Genomic DNA, 18,625 nt, shown 5'->3' on the forward strand with positions numbered 1-18,625 from the left:
CAAGGCAATCAGGTCGTCGGCGCGCTGGTCGCCACGAACATTAACCGCAAGCTGGTCGAATCGATGCGAACGGTCTCGCTGCCCGACAAGGGCGAGATCTACTTGACCGATTATGAGGACAGAGTGCTTGCTTCATCGGCCGGCCCGATCGGGGACCGGCTTGAGCTGCCGGCGGAGCTGCGCGCGGGGGACGATGTCGAAGGACAGTCCAACGTCATTACGGACGGCTATATTTACGTGCAGAGCTATCAGTATCTGGCGCAGCAGAAGCTGATCTACAAGATTCCGACCCGCTCGCTGCTTCAGCAGCAGAACGAGCTGAAGTTCGTGATTCAATTGATCTCCATCGTCTACTTTTTCTTTTGCATCGTCGTCATGGCGTATTTCTGGCGATCTCTGCTGACGCCGCTTCAGCGGCTCGCCGTGTTCACCAGGTCGTACGTGCCGGGCAAAAAAGGTGCCCGCGCAGGCTGCCATAGACCGCAACGACGAAGTGGGGGTGCTCATGCACTCGGTCTACGGGATGGCGGGACGGCTCAATTCGCTCATCGAGGATCGCTACCTGCTGGAGATCAAGCAGAAGGAGGCGCAGCTTCAACTGCTCTATCAGCAGATCAATCCGCATCTGCTGTACAATACGCTCGAGAGCATTTATTGGAAAAGCACGCTCGAGGGGCAATCCGAATCCGGCGAGATGATCAAGGAGCTGGCTCAATTGATGCGGATCGGACTGAGCCGCGGACGCGACCTGATCACGCTCGAGGAGGAACTGGCGCACGCGAAGGCGTATACGAGCCTGCAGCAGAAACGTTACGAATACGGATTTTCCGTCGCCTGGGACGTCGAGGAAGGGGCGCTTGCCAACCTCATTCCGAAAATCGTCATTCAGCCGTTGATCGAGAACGCGATTCTTCATGGCGTGCGGAATATGGGAGAGGACGGGGAGATCGCCGTCATCGCGAGCATGACCGAGAGCGGCGTCGAGATTCGCGTCGAGGATAACGGCTACAAGGAGACCGACTACGAGGCGATCGCGCGTCTGCTCGAAGGCGATGACGGAAGCGCGGGCGCGGGCTACGGCATCCGCAACGTGCAGCAGCGCATTCGGCTGCAGTTCGGCGCCGAATACGGGTTATCTTACCGGGCCCGCAAGGGCGGCGGTACGGTCGCGCGCATCGCGCTGCCGGTCAAGCGTGAATTGTAGAAGGGGGGATCCGAGATGTATAACATATTGATCGTCGACGACGAGCCGCTCATCTGCAAAGGGCTGGGCAATCTGCTCCAATCGTCGGGCCTCAACATTAAAGACATATTTACCGCGGGCAGCGGCCACGAAGCGCTCGATTACTTGCGGATGGAAGATATCGACCTGCTGATCACGGACATTCAGATGGGCGCGATGAACGGCATCGAGCTCATGCATCAAGCGAAGATCATCAAGCCTTGGGTGCAAGCCATCGTCATATCCGCGCACGAGACGTTCCAGTACGCGCAGCTCGCGATCAAGCTGGGCGCCAAGGATTACATCATCAAGCCGATCAAAAGCGAGCAGTTTCTCGACTCCGTGCGGGAGGTGCTGCTTCATATGGATAAGCCTGCGCCGGCGGAGAACGATCTGCTGTCCCAGCTGCGCGAGCATTTCCGGATGGAGACGCCGGGTCAGCCGCGCACGGATCGTCTGAACGCCGTCTTGTCCGGCGCCGCGGACGTGCCCGACGAAGCGGAGCTGGGCCGGCTCGGGCTCTCGGGACCTTACTTCGCCGTCGTCAAGGTCAATCTCGATCCCGATCGCGAACAATCCGGGAGCCGCTACGGCGATAAAGACGGGGCGCTGCTGCAATACGCCGCCCTCAACATCGTCAGCGAGCTGCTGGGCAAAGACTGGCGCTACGACGCCTTTTACACGCCCGGACTCGAGGTCTCGGTGCTGCTCCAATGGGACGACGAGAGCTTCGGCGACTCCAGCGTCGACAAGATCAACCAGCTCGAGCTGATCGGACGCAGCTTGCAACATAACATTTCCAAGTATTTGCGCTTGCCCTGCGTCGTCGGCATCAGCCAGATCCTCAAAGGCGCCGCCTTTCTGCCCGCGCTCGGCGAACAAGCGCGCAAGGCGATCTTGTGGAATCGCGAGCACAAGGACCATCATGTGTTTTATTACGGGGACTTCAAGTGGAGCCTGTTCGGCAAAGAGCCGACCGAGGAAGAGTGGACGGAGCAGAACAATCAGATCGTGGAGAAGGCGATGGCCTACATCCAGCAAAATTTCGCGCAAAAAAGGACTGACCCTTCACGAGGTGGCGCAGCGGAATCACGTCAGTCCGAACTACTTAAGCTATCTTTTCAAAAAAAAACACCGGCTTCAACCTGTGGGAGTACGTTATCAAGCTCCGGATGGAGGAGAGCAAGCGTCTGCTGCAGCAGACCGATCTGCGCAGATACGAGATCGCCGAGCGCGTCGGCTACGAATCGCCGGAACATTTTAGCAAAATATTCAAGAAATTCTACGGAATCTCGCCGAGCGAGCTGAAGAAGTAAGATCACTCACGATCCGAATAGATACGCACATATTCAGCGGAGGACCCTTTTTCTACAATAAAGAGGAGGCAGAAAAAGAAAGAGGGAGACCGTATGAATCAGACAACCGCCGTAGCCAGCCCGCTGAGCGCGGAAGCGACCAAGCCGCGGGGCCGATGGAGGAAGCACTTCTGGGGCTATGCCTTCGTGCTGCCGGCCGTCGCGATTTTCCTGCTGTTCCTGTGGCTGCCGATCGTCAAAGGGATCGTGTTCAGCTTTTACCACATCGACTTCGTGAAGGGCAATTCCTACGTCGGACTCGACAATTACAAGCTGATCTTCAAGGACCCGGACGTCGGGACCGCCGTGAAGAACACCTTGTACTATATGTTTTTGTGCATCGTCATCGGATTTTGGGTGCCGATTCTGTTCGCCATCTCGATCTCCGAGCTGAGGCGCTTCCAAGGCTTCGCGCGGATCGCGGCGTATCTGCCGTACGTCGTGCCGGTCGTCGTGCTGTATGGCCTGTGGCGTTGGCTGTACGATCCGGTCGGCCCGTTCAACGCGGCGCTTGAGAAGGTCGGCATCGCGCCGATCAGCTTCATGACCGACAAAAGCTGGTCGATGATCTCGATCGTCATCATGGAGACGTGGCAGCAGTTCGGATCCGCGATGCTCATCTATCTCGCCGCCATCCTCAGCATTCCCCGCGACTGGTACGAGGCCGCCGAGATCGACGGCGCCGGCGTCTGGCGACGCATCTGGCATATCACGCTGCCCGCGATTCGCAACCAGATCGGCCTGCTGCTTCTTCTGCAGTTGATCGGCACCTCTCAAGGCTATCAGTCCCAGCTCGCCATGCTCGACGGCGGACCGAACAACGCTACGCTGACCTATGCGCTCTATATCGTCAAGTATGCGTTCAACAGCTTTAATTACGGCGTCGCTTCCGCCCTCGGGGTGCTCATGTTCCTCGTTCTCGGCGTGCTGGCCGTCATCCAGCACCGGCTGTCCGCGAGAGGAGGGAATGCGGCATGAAAAACGTCGAGCGCGGCATCGTCTCCAGCTACGATATGAAAAAGCCGCTGAACAAGACAATCTATATCCTGATGTGCATCGTCGTCGCCGTCATGTGCGTCAGCATGCTGTACCCGATCGCCACGGCCTTGTTCAACGGGCTTAAGGCCAACGTCGAGGTGAACTCCTTTCCGCCGCATTTCCTGCCGCAGGAATGGCACTTCGACAATTACAAGAAGGGTTGGGGCTTCATCGACCTCCCGCTGTATTTAAGAAATACGATGCTGATCTTCGTCGGCAACATGGTTGTCACCGTCGTCGTCATCGGATTCGCGGCGTTCAGCTTGTCGCGGCTGGATTGGCCGTTCCGCAAGGGCGTCTACTACTTCTTCCTGGCGACGCTGTTCATCCCGCCGACGACGTACATCATTCCGAACTTCATCAACCTGCGCGACCTGCATCTGATGAACACGTTCTGGGCTTTCTGGCTGCCGGCCGGGGCCAATGCGTTTTACCTGCTGCTGCTGAAGAGCTTCTTCGACGGCATCAACCAGGAGCTGTTCGAGGCGTTCCGCGTCGACGGCGCATCCGAGCCTCGCGTCTTCTGGCAGCTGGCTTTCCCGCTGTCCGTGCCGATCTTCGCGACGCTTGCCATTTTCGTCTTCGCCACGTCCTGGAACGATTGGTTCTGGCCGAGCATGGTCATGGGGGGGCGAGCATTACCCGCTCGCGACCGCGATCAAGAAGTTCGTCATCGACGCGCGGCGGCTCGACCTGAACATCCGGTTCGCCATCCTGACGATGATCATGATTCCGCCGATCGTGATCTTCCTGATTTTCCAGCGATTTATCGTGCGGGGATTGCATCTGGGTGGCGTCAAAGGATAAGCGTTGCGTTGTAAAGCGTATGTCTCGAGCACCCGATCCTGCCGGCGTTTATCGTCGGCTAGGAGCCGGCTAAGGCGGATGCGACGCGATAATGTGCGGTTCTACGCATGCCTAATGTGCGATTTTACGCAAATCGCGGGATCGTAAACCTGCACACGATCGAAGTAGGAATGCACATCGCGAAGGTGCAAACGCCTCCATTATGATGAGCGTGTAAACCATTCATACCTATCGAAAAGGGGAGTTACCATGCGCAAGACTTCAATGACACTGGCCACGCTGGCCGCCTCGGCGCTGCTGCTGTCCGCGTGCGGCGGCAATAACAACAACAATGCTTCAAGTTCCTCGTCCGCACCGCCGGCATCTTCTTCGGCCGCGCCGTCCGCCGAAGCCAGCGGCAGCGCGAGCGCAGCGCCAGCCGACGACCTTACGCAAAAGAAAGTGACGATCAGCATCTACTACCCGACGCCGGATCTCGTGGAGAAGCGGGCGCTCGAAGACGACAAGATCAAGCGCTTCAATGAAGTGTACCCGAACGTCACGATCGTCAAGAGCGACTGGCAGTACAACCCGAACGAGATCGGCATGAAGATGGGCGCGGGCGAAGCGCCGACCCTGTTCAACACGTACGCCACCGAAGGCAAATTCCTCGCGGAAAAAGGCTGGGCGGCCGACATTACGGACCTGTTCAACGCCTACCAGTATAAGGACCAGATGAACCCGATCCTGCAGGATCAATTCATCCTCGGCGACAAAGTGTACGGCATCGCGCAGCAAGGCTACGTGACCGGCACCGTCGTCAACAAGAAGCTGCTCGACGGCAAAGGCGTCGCCGTACCGGCTTACGATTGGACCTGGGACGACATGCTGAAGACGGCGCAAGCGGTTGCCGATCCGGGCAAGGGCATCGCGGGTATCGCGCCGATGGGCAAGGGCAACGAAGCAGGCTGGAATTGGACCAACTTCCTGTTCGAAGCGGGCGGCGAGATTCAAAATGTCGCGGACGGCAAAGTTACTTCCGCATTCAATAGCGACGCGGGCGTCAAAGCGATGGAATTCTACAACAAGCTGGCTTGGGAAGCCAAAGCCATTCCGAAAGATTGGGCGCTCGGATGGGGCGACGCGGTAGGTGCGTTCGCGCAAGGCCGCACGGCCATGGTCATCGCCGGACCGGACGGTCCCGTCGACCAGGCGCTGAACCAGGGCGGCATGAAGCCCGAAGATGTGCTCGTATACCCGATGCCGGCGGCCGCAGCAGGCGGCAAGCACACCGGCGTTCTCGGCGGCGACTTCCTCGTCATCAACCCGAACGCCACCAAGGACGAGCAAGCGATCGCGTTCCAGTACGCCGTGTTCGACTACTTCTCCGACAAGGGGCTCGCTTCCGTCGAGGAGAACATCCAGGCGCGCAAAAAAAGACAACAAGTACTTCATCCCGCCGGTCATCCAGTACTTCAAGGACGACTCCGAATACGGCAAGAAAGTTCGCGACGTCTACGCCAAGTACGACAACGTCTACCAGTACAACGCCGACTCCCTGGCGCTGCTCGACGGCAAACCGGAAGCGCAATACAACACGCAGGACTACTACGCTGCGATGACCAACGTCATCCAGGAAGTATTCTCCAAGAAAGGCACCGACGTCAAAGCCCAGCTCGACGCCGCGGCCAAGACGATGCAATCCAAATTCTACGACGCCATCAAAGTCGAATAGCAGTGTGACAGCGCCGCGCGGGCGGATGCCCGCGCGGCGTTTTCTTATGTAGCTGCATAAGAGATAGCTACATCGTGAGTCATCCTGCGCCATCGCGCAGTCGTCGAAGTCTCGGCTAAGAACAAACTAACCATCATGCGCCACCGCGCCTCCGCCGAAGTCTCGGTTAGGAACAAATTAGCCATCCTGCGCCATTACGCCTCCGTCGAAGTCTCGTTAGGAACAAATTAGCCATCCTGCGCTATTGCGCCTCCGCCGAAGTCTCGGTTAGGAACAAACTAGCATCCTGCGCCATCGCGCGGTCGTCGAAGTCTCGGTTAGGAACAAATTAGCCATCCTGCGCTTTGCGCCTCCGCCGAAGTCTCGGTTAGGAACAAACTAGCATCCTGCGCCATCGTACGGTCGTCGAAGTCTCGGTTAAGAACAAACTAACCATCCTGCGCTATTGCGCCTCCGCCGAAGTCTCGGTTAGGAACGAAACTAGCTAACTCGCTCGGCGCTCTTCCGCAAAAGTCTCGCCTAGGAGCAGACGATCCAGCGTTCCCGCACGCACAGTCTTTCACCTGCCGAAGCTTCCATTACATTAAACTTTTATACAGTTTGGGCAGTACTGCGTAACTTGTAATTCGACCGCTAGGCGTGCGGTTTGATTTAACGATCCCTTTCGCATCCAAGGCTTGCAGTCCCGCAAAAGCCGCTTGATGACCGATTTTGAGTGCGGTCATTACCTCTTTGATCTTGATCGTGCTTCTCTGCTTGCCGCACCAGTGCAGTATCGCACGTTCAATCAGATTTAATTCAAGCGCGTTAGCTCCGTTGCCACCATATCCCCAAGTTGCCATCGCCATTAATAACGTTTGCTGACAGCGTTTCGGTCTTTCCAACATGTCGTCCCTACTGAATCGAAGAATATGCCAGCCGTCGATGAGGAAGAGATTTTGCCGCTCAAGATTATCCGCAAACCTGTACCTGTTTACGTCTCTATAATGAGTTCCGTAAGCATCCGATTCCACGAACATACCTCTGTAAGCGCCTGGCGGTACATAGGCATTGTCAACAAATCGAACGACCCCATTGAAGTCAGCCACTTCGTATTCTGGAAAAATATAATCGAGATTTCCGACAGCCGGCCACCACACGCTCTCGAGAGCTAACTTTTCGTTGTATCTGTCGCAGTCCTTCAGTCTCCTTTTTCGCTCGCCTTTACTGCTACGAATCGCCTTTGCCATCATTTCCTGATAAGCCGTCTCGAACAAGCGGTCTGACACGATTAATGCCCCCCTCGGTAACAAAATAAAAGGCCGCCCGTCCGAATAGCTTCGGAGCAGACGGCCTGTGCTTCAGGCTGCATATCAATTGCTGTAGTTATTAGCTTACCTGACTTTGCCGGAGTAGACAAGACAGAGATTTATTCTCAGGTTCGGCGTGCAAAAGGGGAAGCAACTTTTGTTTCTAACCGAGATTTCTTCGACATTGCGACTCGCTAGGCAGTCGAGTTAGTTCCTATCCGGGACTTCTGCGAATGAGAGGTACTGGGGCGAGATTGGTTAGTTCCTATCCGGGACTTCTGAGACTGAGAGGTACTGGGGCGAGGTTGGTTAGTTCCTATCCGGGACTTCTGAGACTGAGAGGTACTGGGGCGAGGTTGATTAGTTTCTATCCGGGACTTCTGCGACTGAGAGGCTGGGCGGGTAGGCTGGTTAGTTCCTGTCCGGGACTTCTGCGGTAGAGCGATGCGGTAGGTAGACGAATTAGTTTCTAACTGGGACTTCTGCGACAGAGGGGCATGGACAGCAGGGAGGGTAGTTCCTATCCGGGAACATTTCACCTCCGTAATCCTACGCATACAATGCGTAGTCCCGCTTATTACGCGTCCGCACGGCGTTTGCTATGATGGAGCAATCTTAGTAAGCAGAGGTGTCGCATCGCATGTTGACTAGCGAAGAGATTCATCCCGATCATCAGGGTCCGGGCAAGGACCCGTTCAAGCACTCGCTGAGCCGGATCGGGCGATTGACCGGCGCCGCACGGTTGGAAGACGGAGCCGTTACTCTATACGGCGACAACGCGAATCTGGCGATCGTCCCCGTCGCGGCGGGCATTTTAAGACTCAAAGTCTTTTTCGGCGAAAACGCTCCCGATCTCGGCACGACGCCCGCCATCTTGCCGCTAGCCGGACCTGGGGACAGCGCGTTGACTGAAGACGAGGAGGCTTACACAATCGATTCGCCGGGACTGCGGGCGGTCGCCGTCAAGTCGCCGTTCAGCCTTAAGGTCTATGACGACCGTGGCGGGCTGCTGGCCAACCTGCTCGGCATCGAATGGAACGAGAAGCGGTCGCAGACGGCGCTGCTTGCGATGGACGATCGCTCTCATTTTTACGGGCTCGGCGAGAAGACGGGTTTCCTCGATAAAAAGGGCGAGCGCTACGAGATGTGGAACAGCGACGTGTATGCGCCGCATGTGCCGGATATCGAGGCGTTGTACCAGTCGATTCCGTGGAGCATTCATTTCCGCTACGGCCTCCCTGCTTACGGCGTGCTGCTCGACAACCCGGGACGTACCGCATTCGACATGCGCACTCGCGCGGATCGCTATCAGATCTCGGCGGAGAAGGGCGCGCTGGATCTCTATATCGTCCAGGGACCGACGCTCAAGGACGTCGTCCGCCATCTCACGGCGCTCACCGGGCGCACGCCGCTGCCGCCGAAGTGGGCCGTCGGCTATCAGCAATCCCGCTACAGCTATATGAGCCAGGAAGAAGTGCTGAAGGTGGCGAGGACGTTCCGGGAGAAAAAAATTCCGTGCGACGTCCTGTACCTGGACATCCACTATATGGACGAGTATCGGGTGTTCACCTGGGATCCGGTCGCGTTCCCGCGGCCGCATGAGATGATGCGGGAGCTTGAAGCGCTCGGCTTCAACCTGGTTCCGATCGTCGATCCGGGGGTCAAGAAGGACCCGTCTTACGGTCCGTACCGCGAAGGCGTCCAGAACGGGTACTTCTGCCGCAAGCTCGAGGGCGACATTTTCATCGGACCGGTGTGGCCGGGGCCGAGCGCGTTCCCGGACTTTACGGACGACGGCGCGGCAGCTTGGTGGGGCGATCTTCACGTTCATTACGCGAGCCACGGCATCAAAGGCATCTGGAACGATATGAACGAGCCGTCCGTCTTCAACGAGTCCAAGACGATGGACCTCGACGTCGTTCACGCCAACAACGGAGATCCGAGGACGCACGGCGAGCTGCACAATTTGTACGGCATGCTCATGTCGAAGGCGACGCAGGAAGGCATGAAGCGTCACCTGAACGGCGAGCGGCCATTTGTTCTGACGCGCGCGGGCTATGCAGGCATTCAGCGGTATGCGACCGTGTGGACGGGCGACAACCGGGCTTACTGGGAGCACCTCGCGATGAGCATTCCGATGGTGCTTAATCTGGGTCTTTCGGGCGTCGCGTTCGCGGGACCGGATATCGGCGGCTTCTCGCACCATACGACGGGCGAGCTGCTCGCGCGCTGGACGCAGGCAGGCGCGTTCACTCCGTTCTGCCGCAATCACAGCGCCATCGATACGATCCGGCAGGAGCCATGGTTGTTCGGGGAAAAGGTGGAAGACATCTGTCGCAGCTATATCGGTCTGCGTTATCGGCTTATGCCGACGCTGTATTCGCTGTTCTACGAGGCGTCCGAATCGGGACTTCCGATCGTGCGGCCGCTGCTTATGGAATATCCGGACGATGCGAACGTTTATAACCTGTGCGATCAGTTCCTTTTCGGGCCGGACTTGCTGATCGCGCCGATCCTGCGTCCCGGCACGTTCTCGCGTGCCGTTTATTTGCCGGCAGGCGTCTGGATCGATTACTGGACGGGCGAGCGACATGAAGGCGGCCGCTGGATCCTGGCGGACGCGCCGCTTGCGACGATGCCGATGTACGTCCGCGCGGGCGGGATCCTTGCGGAGCAACCGCTTGCGATGTACGCGGACGACGCAACCGCGCAGTCAGAACCGATCACGCTGACCGTATATGCGGGAGGAGACGGCCAATTCCGTCTGTATGAAGACGACGGCAGGACGTATGCGTACGAGCAAGGGGCATATCGGCTTCGCGAGTTCAACTGGTCTGAGCAAAACGGCGCAGGCAAGCTGCGCTGCCAGACGGCGCACGATGGCTTGCCGCACGAGAGCCAGAAGGAGGACTCGGACGCGAATGCCGACAAGCAGACGCTCCGGATCGTGGTGCGGCAGCTTTCTTCGGCGCCCGCGCAAGCGATCGCTTCTGGCGCCACGCTGCAAGAATGGACATACGACGCTGCAACCCGGCAGCTTTACGCAGTCGTCGAAGGCGCGGCTGGCAATTTCGAACTGCGGCTTTTCTAATGGAGTTGCCGGCTCGGGACGAATAGGCGGGCAGCGCGCACGCACGGTCCGGACAAAAATATACGAAGTGTACAGGTCTCCGGCACGGCAGCCGGAGACCGTTTTCTGTCTGTCAGGAAACTTTTGGCGGATCTCCCGCGTCTATTCCTATTAACAGGCTGTAAGAGGAGAGGAAGGGATTGGATTGTCGATTATAGCAAGAAGACTGCCGCACGCGCTGCTGGCCGCAGCGCTTCTTCTGCCTTCAGGCGCCGTCGCTTCGGCAGTTGCGCCGAAGACCGCAGCCGCTTCATCGGCTTTGCCGGCAGCCGCGCCGGGCATCGCCGCAACGAACCCGTACGCCTTCGTTCAAGTCGCCGCCGGCGATTATTACTCGACCGCCCTGCGCGCGGACGGCTCGGTCTGGGCTTGGGGCCGGACGCTGTTCGGCGAGCTCGGCGTCCTGGAGTCCCGCGTCACGAGCGACATCGACAGGCCGGTCCGTCTCTTCGGGCTGCCGGCGATCGCCGCGATCTCGACGAACGGCGCAGGCACGCAGGCCGGCGTCGCGACGGACGGAACCGTCTGGGAGTGGGGCTCGAGAGGCGCGGTCCAGGGCGGCACGACGCTGCCGACGCAAATCCCCGGCTTGCAGGACGCGAAGGCGGCCGTGCCGGGCTTCGCGCTTAAGAAGGACGGCACGCTGTGGAGGTGGACGTACGAGCCGCAGGCAGGGGACAAGCCCAAGATCGCCGTCGCGCAGATCGCGGGCACCTATCGCTTCGCGAGCATGACCGCCGGCGGCGATCTCGTGTACGCGATCGACGGCGCAGGCGCCGTCTGGGGCTTCGGGGCGATTCGCGAGTCCGGCGGCAGCGGGCTCGCGATCTTAACCCCCGCGCGCCTCGCAGGCTTTCCGGCAATGAAGCAGCTGTCCGCCTACCAGGATCGGCTCGTCGGCGTCGATACGGCGGGCCGGGCGTGGCAGGCGCAATTGGACTTCAATGCGCTTTACCAGCAGGCCAAGCCGGGGGCGGTGAAGGTTAAGGGCAAGCCGACGCGTTTTGCGTCGACGCTCAAGGCCGAAGAAGCGGAGATCGCGAGCTTCGGCTCCGTGCTCATTCGTACCGCTTCAGGCGAGGTGTGGACGACAAACAACTGGCTGACCGGCAAGGCGGGCAAGATCGGCGGCTGGTCCGGCATTCGCGAGATCGCCGCCGGCTATCATCACGGCTTGGGGATCGATTCGCTGGGCAGGCTGTGGGGCATCGGCGGAAACCAATGGTTCGAGGCGGGTTCCCCCCAACGTGAACGACGCGCGGATGCTATACAAGCCTGCGCGCGTGCTGCCGGCGATCGGCGTACAGGTCGACGGCAAGCCGCTCGCCTCGGGCTATCCGGCGGCGATGGCGGCGGATCGCGTCTATGTGCCGCTTAAGGATACGGTACGTTCGCTTGGCGGGACCTTCCAGGCAACGCAGGACGGCGCCTATGAGATCGCGCTCGGCAAGGCCACGGCCGTCTTCCGTTTCAACGACGCGCAAGCGACGTTCGACGGCTCGCCGGCGACGCTGGCCGGCAAACCGTATATGTCGGCAGGCGCGGTCATGGTACCGGCCTCCTTGTTCAAGCAGATGGGGATCGCGGTCGTCTGGAACGCCAAGTCGGGCGAGCTTAGCTTGAGCCGCCAGGCTTAACGCAAGGCAAAAGAAAGAATCGGGCTTCCACGCGGGGCCCGATTCTTTTTTGCGCAGAAGCGCTTATCCGTTTACCGCCCGGACGGCGTTCCTTCCGTTTATAGCTTCGTGACCGTATAGCCGTCGTTTTTCAGATGCGTGACGATCCCGTCATTGCCGAGCATATGGGCCGCGCCGACGACGATCATGCGGGTTACGTTTTGGTCGTCGTTCAGGTAGCCTTCGATCTTGCCCGTCATCGTCAGATTGCGGTCGATAATGAGCGCTTTATAATACTCCTGATTTTCCTCGGACGCTTTGGTCATCTCGACGAGCGCGTCCTCGTCCCCCGTGACCCACATGCGCGTGAGCGCATCGATCGCTGCGCCGCCTTGGGCGCTTGGCAGGTTGTAAGCGTCGATCGCTTCCTTCAGCTGCGCTTCCTGGAGGGCCGGAGAAAAGCGATCGAACATGTCCAACTGACTTTCCGCCGACTCCAGCGGAACGATCAACTTGTTGTCCTGAGCGGCTTTTCCCATGAGATAGACGTCGATGCCGAGGTTGGCCTGATAGCCGTCGGCTTCGCCTTGCAAAGAAGGAAGCGATTGAGCGACGACCCAAGGTTCGTATTGATCGAAAGCTGTGAGGGGCATTTTGTTCGCGATCAGGATGTCGACGAGCGCCCGGTACGTTTCGGCGGAAACATGATCTTTCAGCGTCGTTCCATCCTTGTAAGTACCCTTGTCCTCGACCAGCTTCTCCATCGCGTCCGCGTCTACTTTCGTCATGTCGACTTCGACGCCGAGATAGCTCGAAGCCTTGTATGCGGCCTCGATCTCCGCGCGAAGCGGATACATTTTCGCTTGGGCGACGTGGATGGAGCCGAGCAAGTAGACGGTGTTTCCATTTTTCTCCGCCTTCCAGAGGAACCCCTTGCTGCCCCCGGGCTGACCGGCAGGCGCCAGCGCCACCGCGTTGTTTTTCGCGTCCCAGGTGACCTTATAGCCGACTGCTTCGGCGACGAAGCGCAGCGGGACGTAGGTCGTGCCGCGGATGATGCGCGGAACCGCATCGAGCGCCTCGACGACGCCGTTGACGACGGCCGTATCGTTGCCCACCTGCAGGGCGAAGGATAACCCGCTTTTCGTTCCCGTTACCGTTTGGGTTTCGCTGTCCCAGTAAAGATTCACGCCGAGCTTTTCGATCAGCGGCCGCAGCGGCACGAGCGTCGTGCCGTTCTCGACCATCGGGGCGCCTTGCTTGAACGAGACGGCCGCGCCGTCCATCCAGACGCTGACAGGTTTGGCGGCGGCGGAGGCCGCGCCGGAAAAGACGCTTACTGCCAGGATGAGAGAAAGAAAGAGAGCTCCGAGCTTTTTCAACTGTACAACACTCCTGTCCGTCTGATTTGGCGGCTGCCTGATTTGAAACGATGATGATAAATCTTTAATCCTATCTGAATGTATACAGAATTAGGAAATATGAAACAGAGAAAGCAGATTTGCTGGTCCGCATTTGTCGGTCCTGGGACATGGTACGATTGTGCAGTTGCGCGCGCCGGGTCGCCGGGTAAGAGCTATTAAGCAACTCGCAGGCGGCTCGAAGGCCATTCGCCAAGCAAGCAGTCGGGCATCGCAAGCGAAGAAAGCGATAGACGGCGTGGACGTTAAACTACGGCAGGAGGAAACCGATATGCAATGGCAAGGAAGACGGGGCAGCGCGAACGTGGAGGACCGGCGGGGCATGAGCGGCGGCGGCAAGCTCGTCGGCGGCGGCATCGGCGGCATCGTCGTGCTGGTGATCGCGCTGCTGTTCGGCGGGGGCGACATCGGCAGCATCTTGAACAATATGACGGGTACGTCGACGAGCTCCGGCAGCGATACGCCTTATCAGGGAAGCCAGCAGGAAGAGGAGCTGGCCCAGTTCGTATCGGTCGTCCTGGCGGATACGGAGGACGTATGGACGCAGATTTTTGCGGAAAAAGGATTAAAATACGAGGATCCGACGCTCGTCCTCTACAACGACAGCGTGCAGTCCGCGTGCGGCACCGCGGGTTCGTCCGTCGGACCTTTCTATTGCCCGGGCGACCACAAGCTGTATATCGATCTCAGCTTCTATGACGAGCTGAAGACGAAGTTCCAGGCGCCTGGCGACTTCGCCATGGCGTACGTGATCGCGCACGAGGTCGGACATCACGTTCAGACGCTGCTCGGCACGACGAACATGGGCGCCAAGCAGACCAATGCCCAATCCGTGCGAACCGAGCTCCAGGCGGATTACTTCGCGGGCGTCTGGGCGCATCACGCGCAGGACATGAACGTGCTCGAACAGGGAGACCTCGAAGAAGCCATCACGGCGGCCAGCGCGGTCGGCGACGACACGCTCCAGAAAAAGTCGCAAGGCTACGTCGTGCCGGAGAGCTTCACGCACGGCACGTCGGAGCAGCGGATGCGGTGGTTTAAGAAGGGCTTTGACAGCGGCACGATCGAGGGCGGGGACACGTTTAGCGCGAAAAATTTGTAGGCTGATGCGGGTTGGCGGGAAGTTCGAGCGAGGGCCGCCGGGGAATTCCCGGCGGCTTTTTTTTTGGCGGCTCTCTTGTGATTTCTTCCTAATTCGGGCGGCGGCGAGGCGGGGACAGGCAAGCGCGCTATCGACGTGTTTAAGCTTTTCGGAATTTTGGCGGGGCGGGTCCAAAAAACCTGCATTTATACATGTATTTTCTGCCGACGCGTGACGCTGGACGAAATACCTGCAAATATGCAGGCAAATGCGAAGTACAAGCCGGAAATCCGGCTGATGAAGGAAAATACCTGCACATTTGCATGTATTTTGAACAAAAGAGCCGATATTAGTGAAAAAGATGTATATTCGCAGGAATTGCAGCGAAGGAACGCCACGGGCGACGGTACGCGGGTGGCGAGACAAGGGCGACGATATGCGGGCGATGGTACGGGGGTGGCGAGACAAGGGCGACGATATGCGGGCGATGGTACGGGGGTGGCGAGACAAGGGCGACGGTACGCGGGCGGTGGTACGCGGGTGGCGATACAAGGGCGACGATATGCGGGCGGTGGTACGGGGGTGATGAGACATGGGCGATGATATGCGGGCGGTGGTACGGGGGTGGCGAGACAAGGGCGACGATATGCGGGCGGTGGTACGCGGGTGACGATACGTGGGTGACCATACGTGGTTAAACAATACGCGGGCGATGGTACGCGGCCCATGCGGGTCAATGTTTCCGGTTAACGGAGCGCCAAAGTCGATCGATGTGCCGAAGATGAGCATTTTTAGATTTACAAACTTTCTCTATATCGAGCGACAGCGCCTGATCTCCAACTTCGTAATTTTGCGCCTAGAACGCCCATAAACGCACATCGCCATGGAATCGTTTTCATTTTACGATGAGGGGGATTCCATTTTATGGGGGAGGCCACCACACCATGTCCAGTTGGAAAAAATGGCTCGCGGCGTTTATGACGGCGCTGTTGATGCTGACGTCGATGCCCGCGTTCGCGGCGGAGAACGCGCAGCAGGAGCCGCAGCGTATGCAGGATGCGGACGCGGGAGGCGCAGGCGCCGCTGCGCCGGCCTACATACGCATCAAAAATAAATGGCAGAGCAACTATTTGTACGAAGGCTCGGACGGCATCGTGCGCTATGGCCGCACGGCGCTGGACGATGCCGCTTCGCAGTGGCGGCTGGAGCCGGCGGATGGCGGGACGCGCATCCAGAACCGCGCCACCGGCCACTACATCACGATCGCCGAGACGGCGAAGCGCCGGGATGCGCTCGTCGCCCGCGAGATCGCCGTCAGCACGGCTGCCGATCAGTGGCTCATCGAGGATGCGAGCCGGCCGGGCTACAAGGTCATCAAGAGCGCGACGGCAGATCCGAGCGCGAACCTGGTCATTCACGAGGAGGACCAGCTCGGTTATGCCGAAGCCAGCAACGACATCAACATTACGTTCGAGAGTCCGCAATGGATGTTCGAGCCGGCGGAGACGCTGCAGCCGGTGCTGATCCTGAATGAATTCAGGGCGGGTCAATTCCTGTACGAGACGGCGAATCCGGAAGACGGGCGTACGCGCAACGTCGTCGCCTTCGGGAAGATCGACCCGACGGATCCGAAGGCGCAATGGTACGTGGAAGTCGAATCGGGCGACGCGGGCACGGCGCAGGTCGTACGTCTCCGGAACCGGGCCACCGGCGATTATATCGAGCAGTTCGACGCGGACAATTATTGGCGCAGGATCGAGATGGCCCCGGCCTCCGCCGCGGAGCCCCAGCGTTGGACGATCGCGCCCGCCGCGGCGGAGAACGGCGATCCCGTGCGTGGCTACGTCTCGATCTCAAGCGCGGGTCACCCCGCCTATGTGCTGAATACGCAGTTCGAGGATACGTACGCGCGGTCCAACGACTGGTCCAACGCGGGACGCAGCAACGCGCACTGGAAAATCGCGCCCGCCTACGACGTGAAGCCGGTCCGCATCGTCAACTATACGGCGGCGGACGCCGGTACGGATTATCTCTATGAAGGAGAGGACGGCTTCCTGAAGCACGGCGCGCTGACTGCCGGCCGGGAGGACGATCCGGCCTACCAGTGGATCGTCGAGGACCAGGACGGCAAGAAGCGTCTCCGCAACGCGGCGACGGGCGGTTACCTCGCTTCCGGCGATCCGCTGGCGGTAAGCCCCGCCGGGTCGGTGACGTCTGCGGTGTATCAATGGCAGCTCGCGCCATCGGACATGTACGACGACTACGTGAACATCGCCGCCGCTGACGGCTCCGGCCTGCTGCTGCTTAAGGACGGCGTCCTGCGTACTGGCGCCTCCGATCCGGACGCCGACGCCGTGCAGTGGCTGCTGGAGGATCCGTCCGCCCGGACGGACGGCACGCCGCAGTACGTGCGCATCCAGAACGAGTGGAAGCCCTTCGTCTGGTACGAGGACGACGGCGGAGATTTGAAATACGGCAACCCGCGATCGGACGGCCGGGATCAATGGCTGATCGAGAAGTATCAGGGCCGCAAGCGGATTAAAAACCGCGCCACGGGCCATTATGTCAACCTGCAAAACATGACGGGCGGCCATATCCGCGTCACCGACGTCTCCGACGACTGGACGAGCGCGGTGTGGGTCGTCGAATCGCTTGCGGGCGGCTCCAAGCTGATCTACAACGTGGCGGACCGGGTGAAAAACCAGGAGATTCAGAAGCTGGTCAACCTGCAAAACCTGAACAAGTACGCCGAGTACGCCCAGATCAACCGAAACTGGGGCAGTCCGCACTGGACGCTCATTCCGGTGGACGACGCGGGACCGTCGTACCTGCGTTTTACGAACAAGCAAGGGCAGTCGCTCTTCGAGGAAACGGAAGGCGATGCCGCAGGCAAGGTGCGTTACGGGGAGGCGACCGGCGCCGACATGCGCGCCGTATGGTACGTCGAGGATGCGGGCGGCGGGGCGAAGCGCCTGAAGAACGTCGAGACGGGCCATTATATCGCGATGGAAAACATGGCGGGACACGAGTCGGAGGACGCGCCCAATATCCCGCTCGGCACCGAAGCGGTCGTGTATGAATCGTGGGGCAGCGCCAAGTGGTATCTGGAGGCCGCTTCCGAAAGCGGATATACCGCGATCCGCAGCGGCTGGGCCGGCCACTATATTTACGCGGACGGAACAGGCGGCGCGAAGGTGAGCAAGACCGTCAAGTCGGGCGACGGCAGCTTCGCGGACAGCGCGCTGTTCGAGGCGGAGCCCGTCGAGCTGACGCCGGCGCTGCCGGAAGGCTACATCCGGATTCAGAACGAAGCGAACGGACAGTATCTTTATGAAAACCGCGGCGGCGTCGTGCTGTACGGCAATGTCGCCGAGAACAACGGCTACGGCCATTGGCGGCTCGTCCGGCAGGACGGCGCGGTCCTTGTCGAAAACCGGGCGACCGGGGACCGGATGACGCTGACGCCGGATTACCGGTATATCGAGAGCTTGCCGGCCGCGGACAGCGCCGATGCGGCCGCGGGCTGGTCGATCGAGCCTTCGGCGTCGTCCGCGGGCAAATGGCTCATCCGCAGCCTCGCCGCCGGCTACGACGACGAATACGTCCATACGGACAACGCCGCGGGCTACGCGGAGCGCGGACTCGTGCCCGTCTCGTTCGGAACGGCGAGATGGAGCTTCGCGGCGGCGCCGGCGGATTACGAGACGCCGGACGACGGCGGCGCGGCGAATACGGACACGGCGACGCCGGTCTTCGACGATACCGCTTATACGCGGATCGGCAGCGGGGGACGCTTGGCTCGTCGACCAAGGCGGTACGATCGCGCTTGCCCAAGAGAGCGGGACCGCCGCACAGTGGCTGCTCCAAGACTTTAACGGGCGCAAGCTGGTCCGAAACCGGGCGAGCGGCCGACTGCTCGCGCTCGACCAGACGGGACGGCCAAGCGCGGCGG

The 18,625-nt window shown here is 59.8% G+C and carries 10 protein-coding genes and 4 pseudogenes; 12 read left to right on the top strand and 2 right to left on the bottom strand.

What is annotated here, in order from left to right; all coding sequences use genetic code 11:
- Nucleotides 1–523: 523 nt before the first annotated feature.
- The 7 genes and pseudogenes from OMP40_RS37110 to OMP40_RS37135 form a co-directional block, all read left to right on the top strand.
- Nucleotides 524–757, top strand: a pseudogene (locus OMP40_RS37110) (sensor histidine kinase); the annotation flags it as partial.
- Nucleotides 758–928: 171 nt separating this feature from the next.
- Nucleotides 929–1,204, top strand: coding sequence for a sensor histidine kinase (locus tag OMP40_RS37115; RefSeq protein ID WP_277539776.1), 276 nt, complete (start codon nt 929–931; stop codon nt 1,202–1,204).
- Between the two features lie 15 nt (nt 1,205–1,219).
- Nucleotides 1,220–1,507, top strand: a pseudogene (locus tag OMP40_RS40935) (response regulator); the annotation flags it as partial.
- 887 nt (nt 1,508–2,394) lie between these two features.
- A complete protein-coding gene (locus OMP40_RS40940) occupies nt 2,395–2,538 on the top strand; it encodes a helix-turn-helix domain-containing protein (RefSeq protein ID WP_338131382.1) in 144 nt (47 codons plus the stop codon).
- A 93-nt stretch (nt 2,539–2,631) separates the two neighbouring features.
- The gene (locus OMP40_RS37125) at nt 2,632–3,555 is read left to right on the top strand and encodes a carbohydrate ABC transporter permease (protein ID WP_277539095.1); all 924 of its coding nucleotides are present in this window, start codon (nt 2,632–2,634) and stop codon (nt 3,553–3,555) included.
- A pseudogene (locus tag OMP40_RS37130) lies at nt 3,552–4,422 on the top strand (carbohydrate ABC transporter permease). The gene OMP40_RS37125 and the pseudogene OMP40_RS37130 overlap by 4 nt, the downstream one beginning before the upstream one ends.
- Nucleotides 4,423–4,671: 249 nt before the next feature.
- A pseudogene (locus OMP40_RS37135) lies at nt 4,672–6,136 on the top strand (ABC transporter substrate-binding protein).
- A gap of 578 nt (nt 6,137–6,714) precedes the next feature.
- On the opposite strand, the gene OMP40_RS37140 reads toward OMP40_RS37135, so the two are convergent.
- A complete protein-coding gene (locus tag OMP40_RS37140; RefSeq protein ID WP_277539097.1) occupies nt 6,715–7,404 on the bottom strand; it encodes a hypothetical protein in 690 nt (229 codons plus the stop codon).
- 661 nt (nt 7,405–8,065) lie between these two features.
- On the opposite strand from OMP40_RS37140, the gene OMP40_RS37145 reads away from it, so the two are divergent.
- The 3 genes from OMP40_RS37145 (at nt 8,066) to OMP40_RS37155 (ending at nt 12,192) form a co-directional block, all read left to right on the top strand.
- Nucleotides 8,066–10,516, top strand: a complete 2,451-nt coding sequence (locus OMP40_RS37145) for a glycoside hydrolase family 31 protein (RefSeq protein ID WP_277539099.1) — start codon at nt 8,066–8,068, stop codon at nt 10,514–10,516.
- A gap of 184 nt (nt 10,517–10,700) precedes the next feature.
- Nucleotides 10,701–11,933, top strand: coding sequence for an RCC1 domain-containing protein (locus OMP40_RS37150; RefSeq protein WP_277539101.1), 1,233 nt, complete (start codon nt 10,701–10,703; stop codon nt 11,931–11,933).
- Nucleotides 11,839–12,192 (top strand): stalk domain-containing protein, encoded by a 354-nt coding sequence (locus tag OMP40_RS37155; protein ID WP_277539103.1) that lies wholly within the window; start codon nt 11,839–11,841, stop codon nt 12,190–12,192. Before OMP40_RS37150 ends, OMP40_RS37155 begins: the two co-directional genes overlap by 95 nt.
- Nucleotides 12,193–12,290: 98 nt before the next feature.
- Here OMP40_RS37155 and OMP40_RS37160 read toward each other — a convergent pair whose 3' ends face one another.
- Complete coding sequence (locus tag OMP40_RS37160; RefSeq protein ID WP_277539105.1) at nt 12,291–13,553, bottom strand: TraB/GumN family protein; 1,263 nt, start codon at nt 13,551–13,553, stop codon at nt 12,291–12,293.
- A 310-nt stretch (nt 13,554–13,863) separates the two neighbouring features.
- On the opposite strand from OMP40_RS37160, the gene ypfJ reads away from it, so the two are divergent.
- Both ypfJ and OMP40_RS37170 read left to right on the top strand, forming a co-directional pair.
- On the top strand, nt 13,864–14,694 hold the full coding sequence (ypfJ, locus tag OMP40_RS37165) for a KPN_02809 family neutral zinc metallopeptidase (protein WP_277539109.1): 831 nt from the start codon (nt 13,864–13,866) through the stop codon (nt 14,692–14,694).
- Between the two features lie 923 nt (nt 14,695–15,617).
- The gene (locus OMP40_RS37170; protein WP_277539111.1) at nt 15,618–18,548 is read left to right on the top strand and encodes an RICIN domain-containing protein; all 2,931 of its coding nucleotides are present in this window, start codon (nt 15,618–15,620) and stop codon (nt 18,546–18,548) included.
- Nucleotides 18,549–18,625: the final 77 nt, after the last annotated feature.

It is taken from the genome of Cohnella rhizosphaerae, from assembly GCF_029525575.1.
Taxonomy (GTDB): Bacteria; Bacillota; Bacilli; order Paenibacillales; family Paenibacillaceae; genus Cohnella; species Cohnella rhizosphaerae.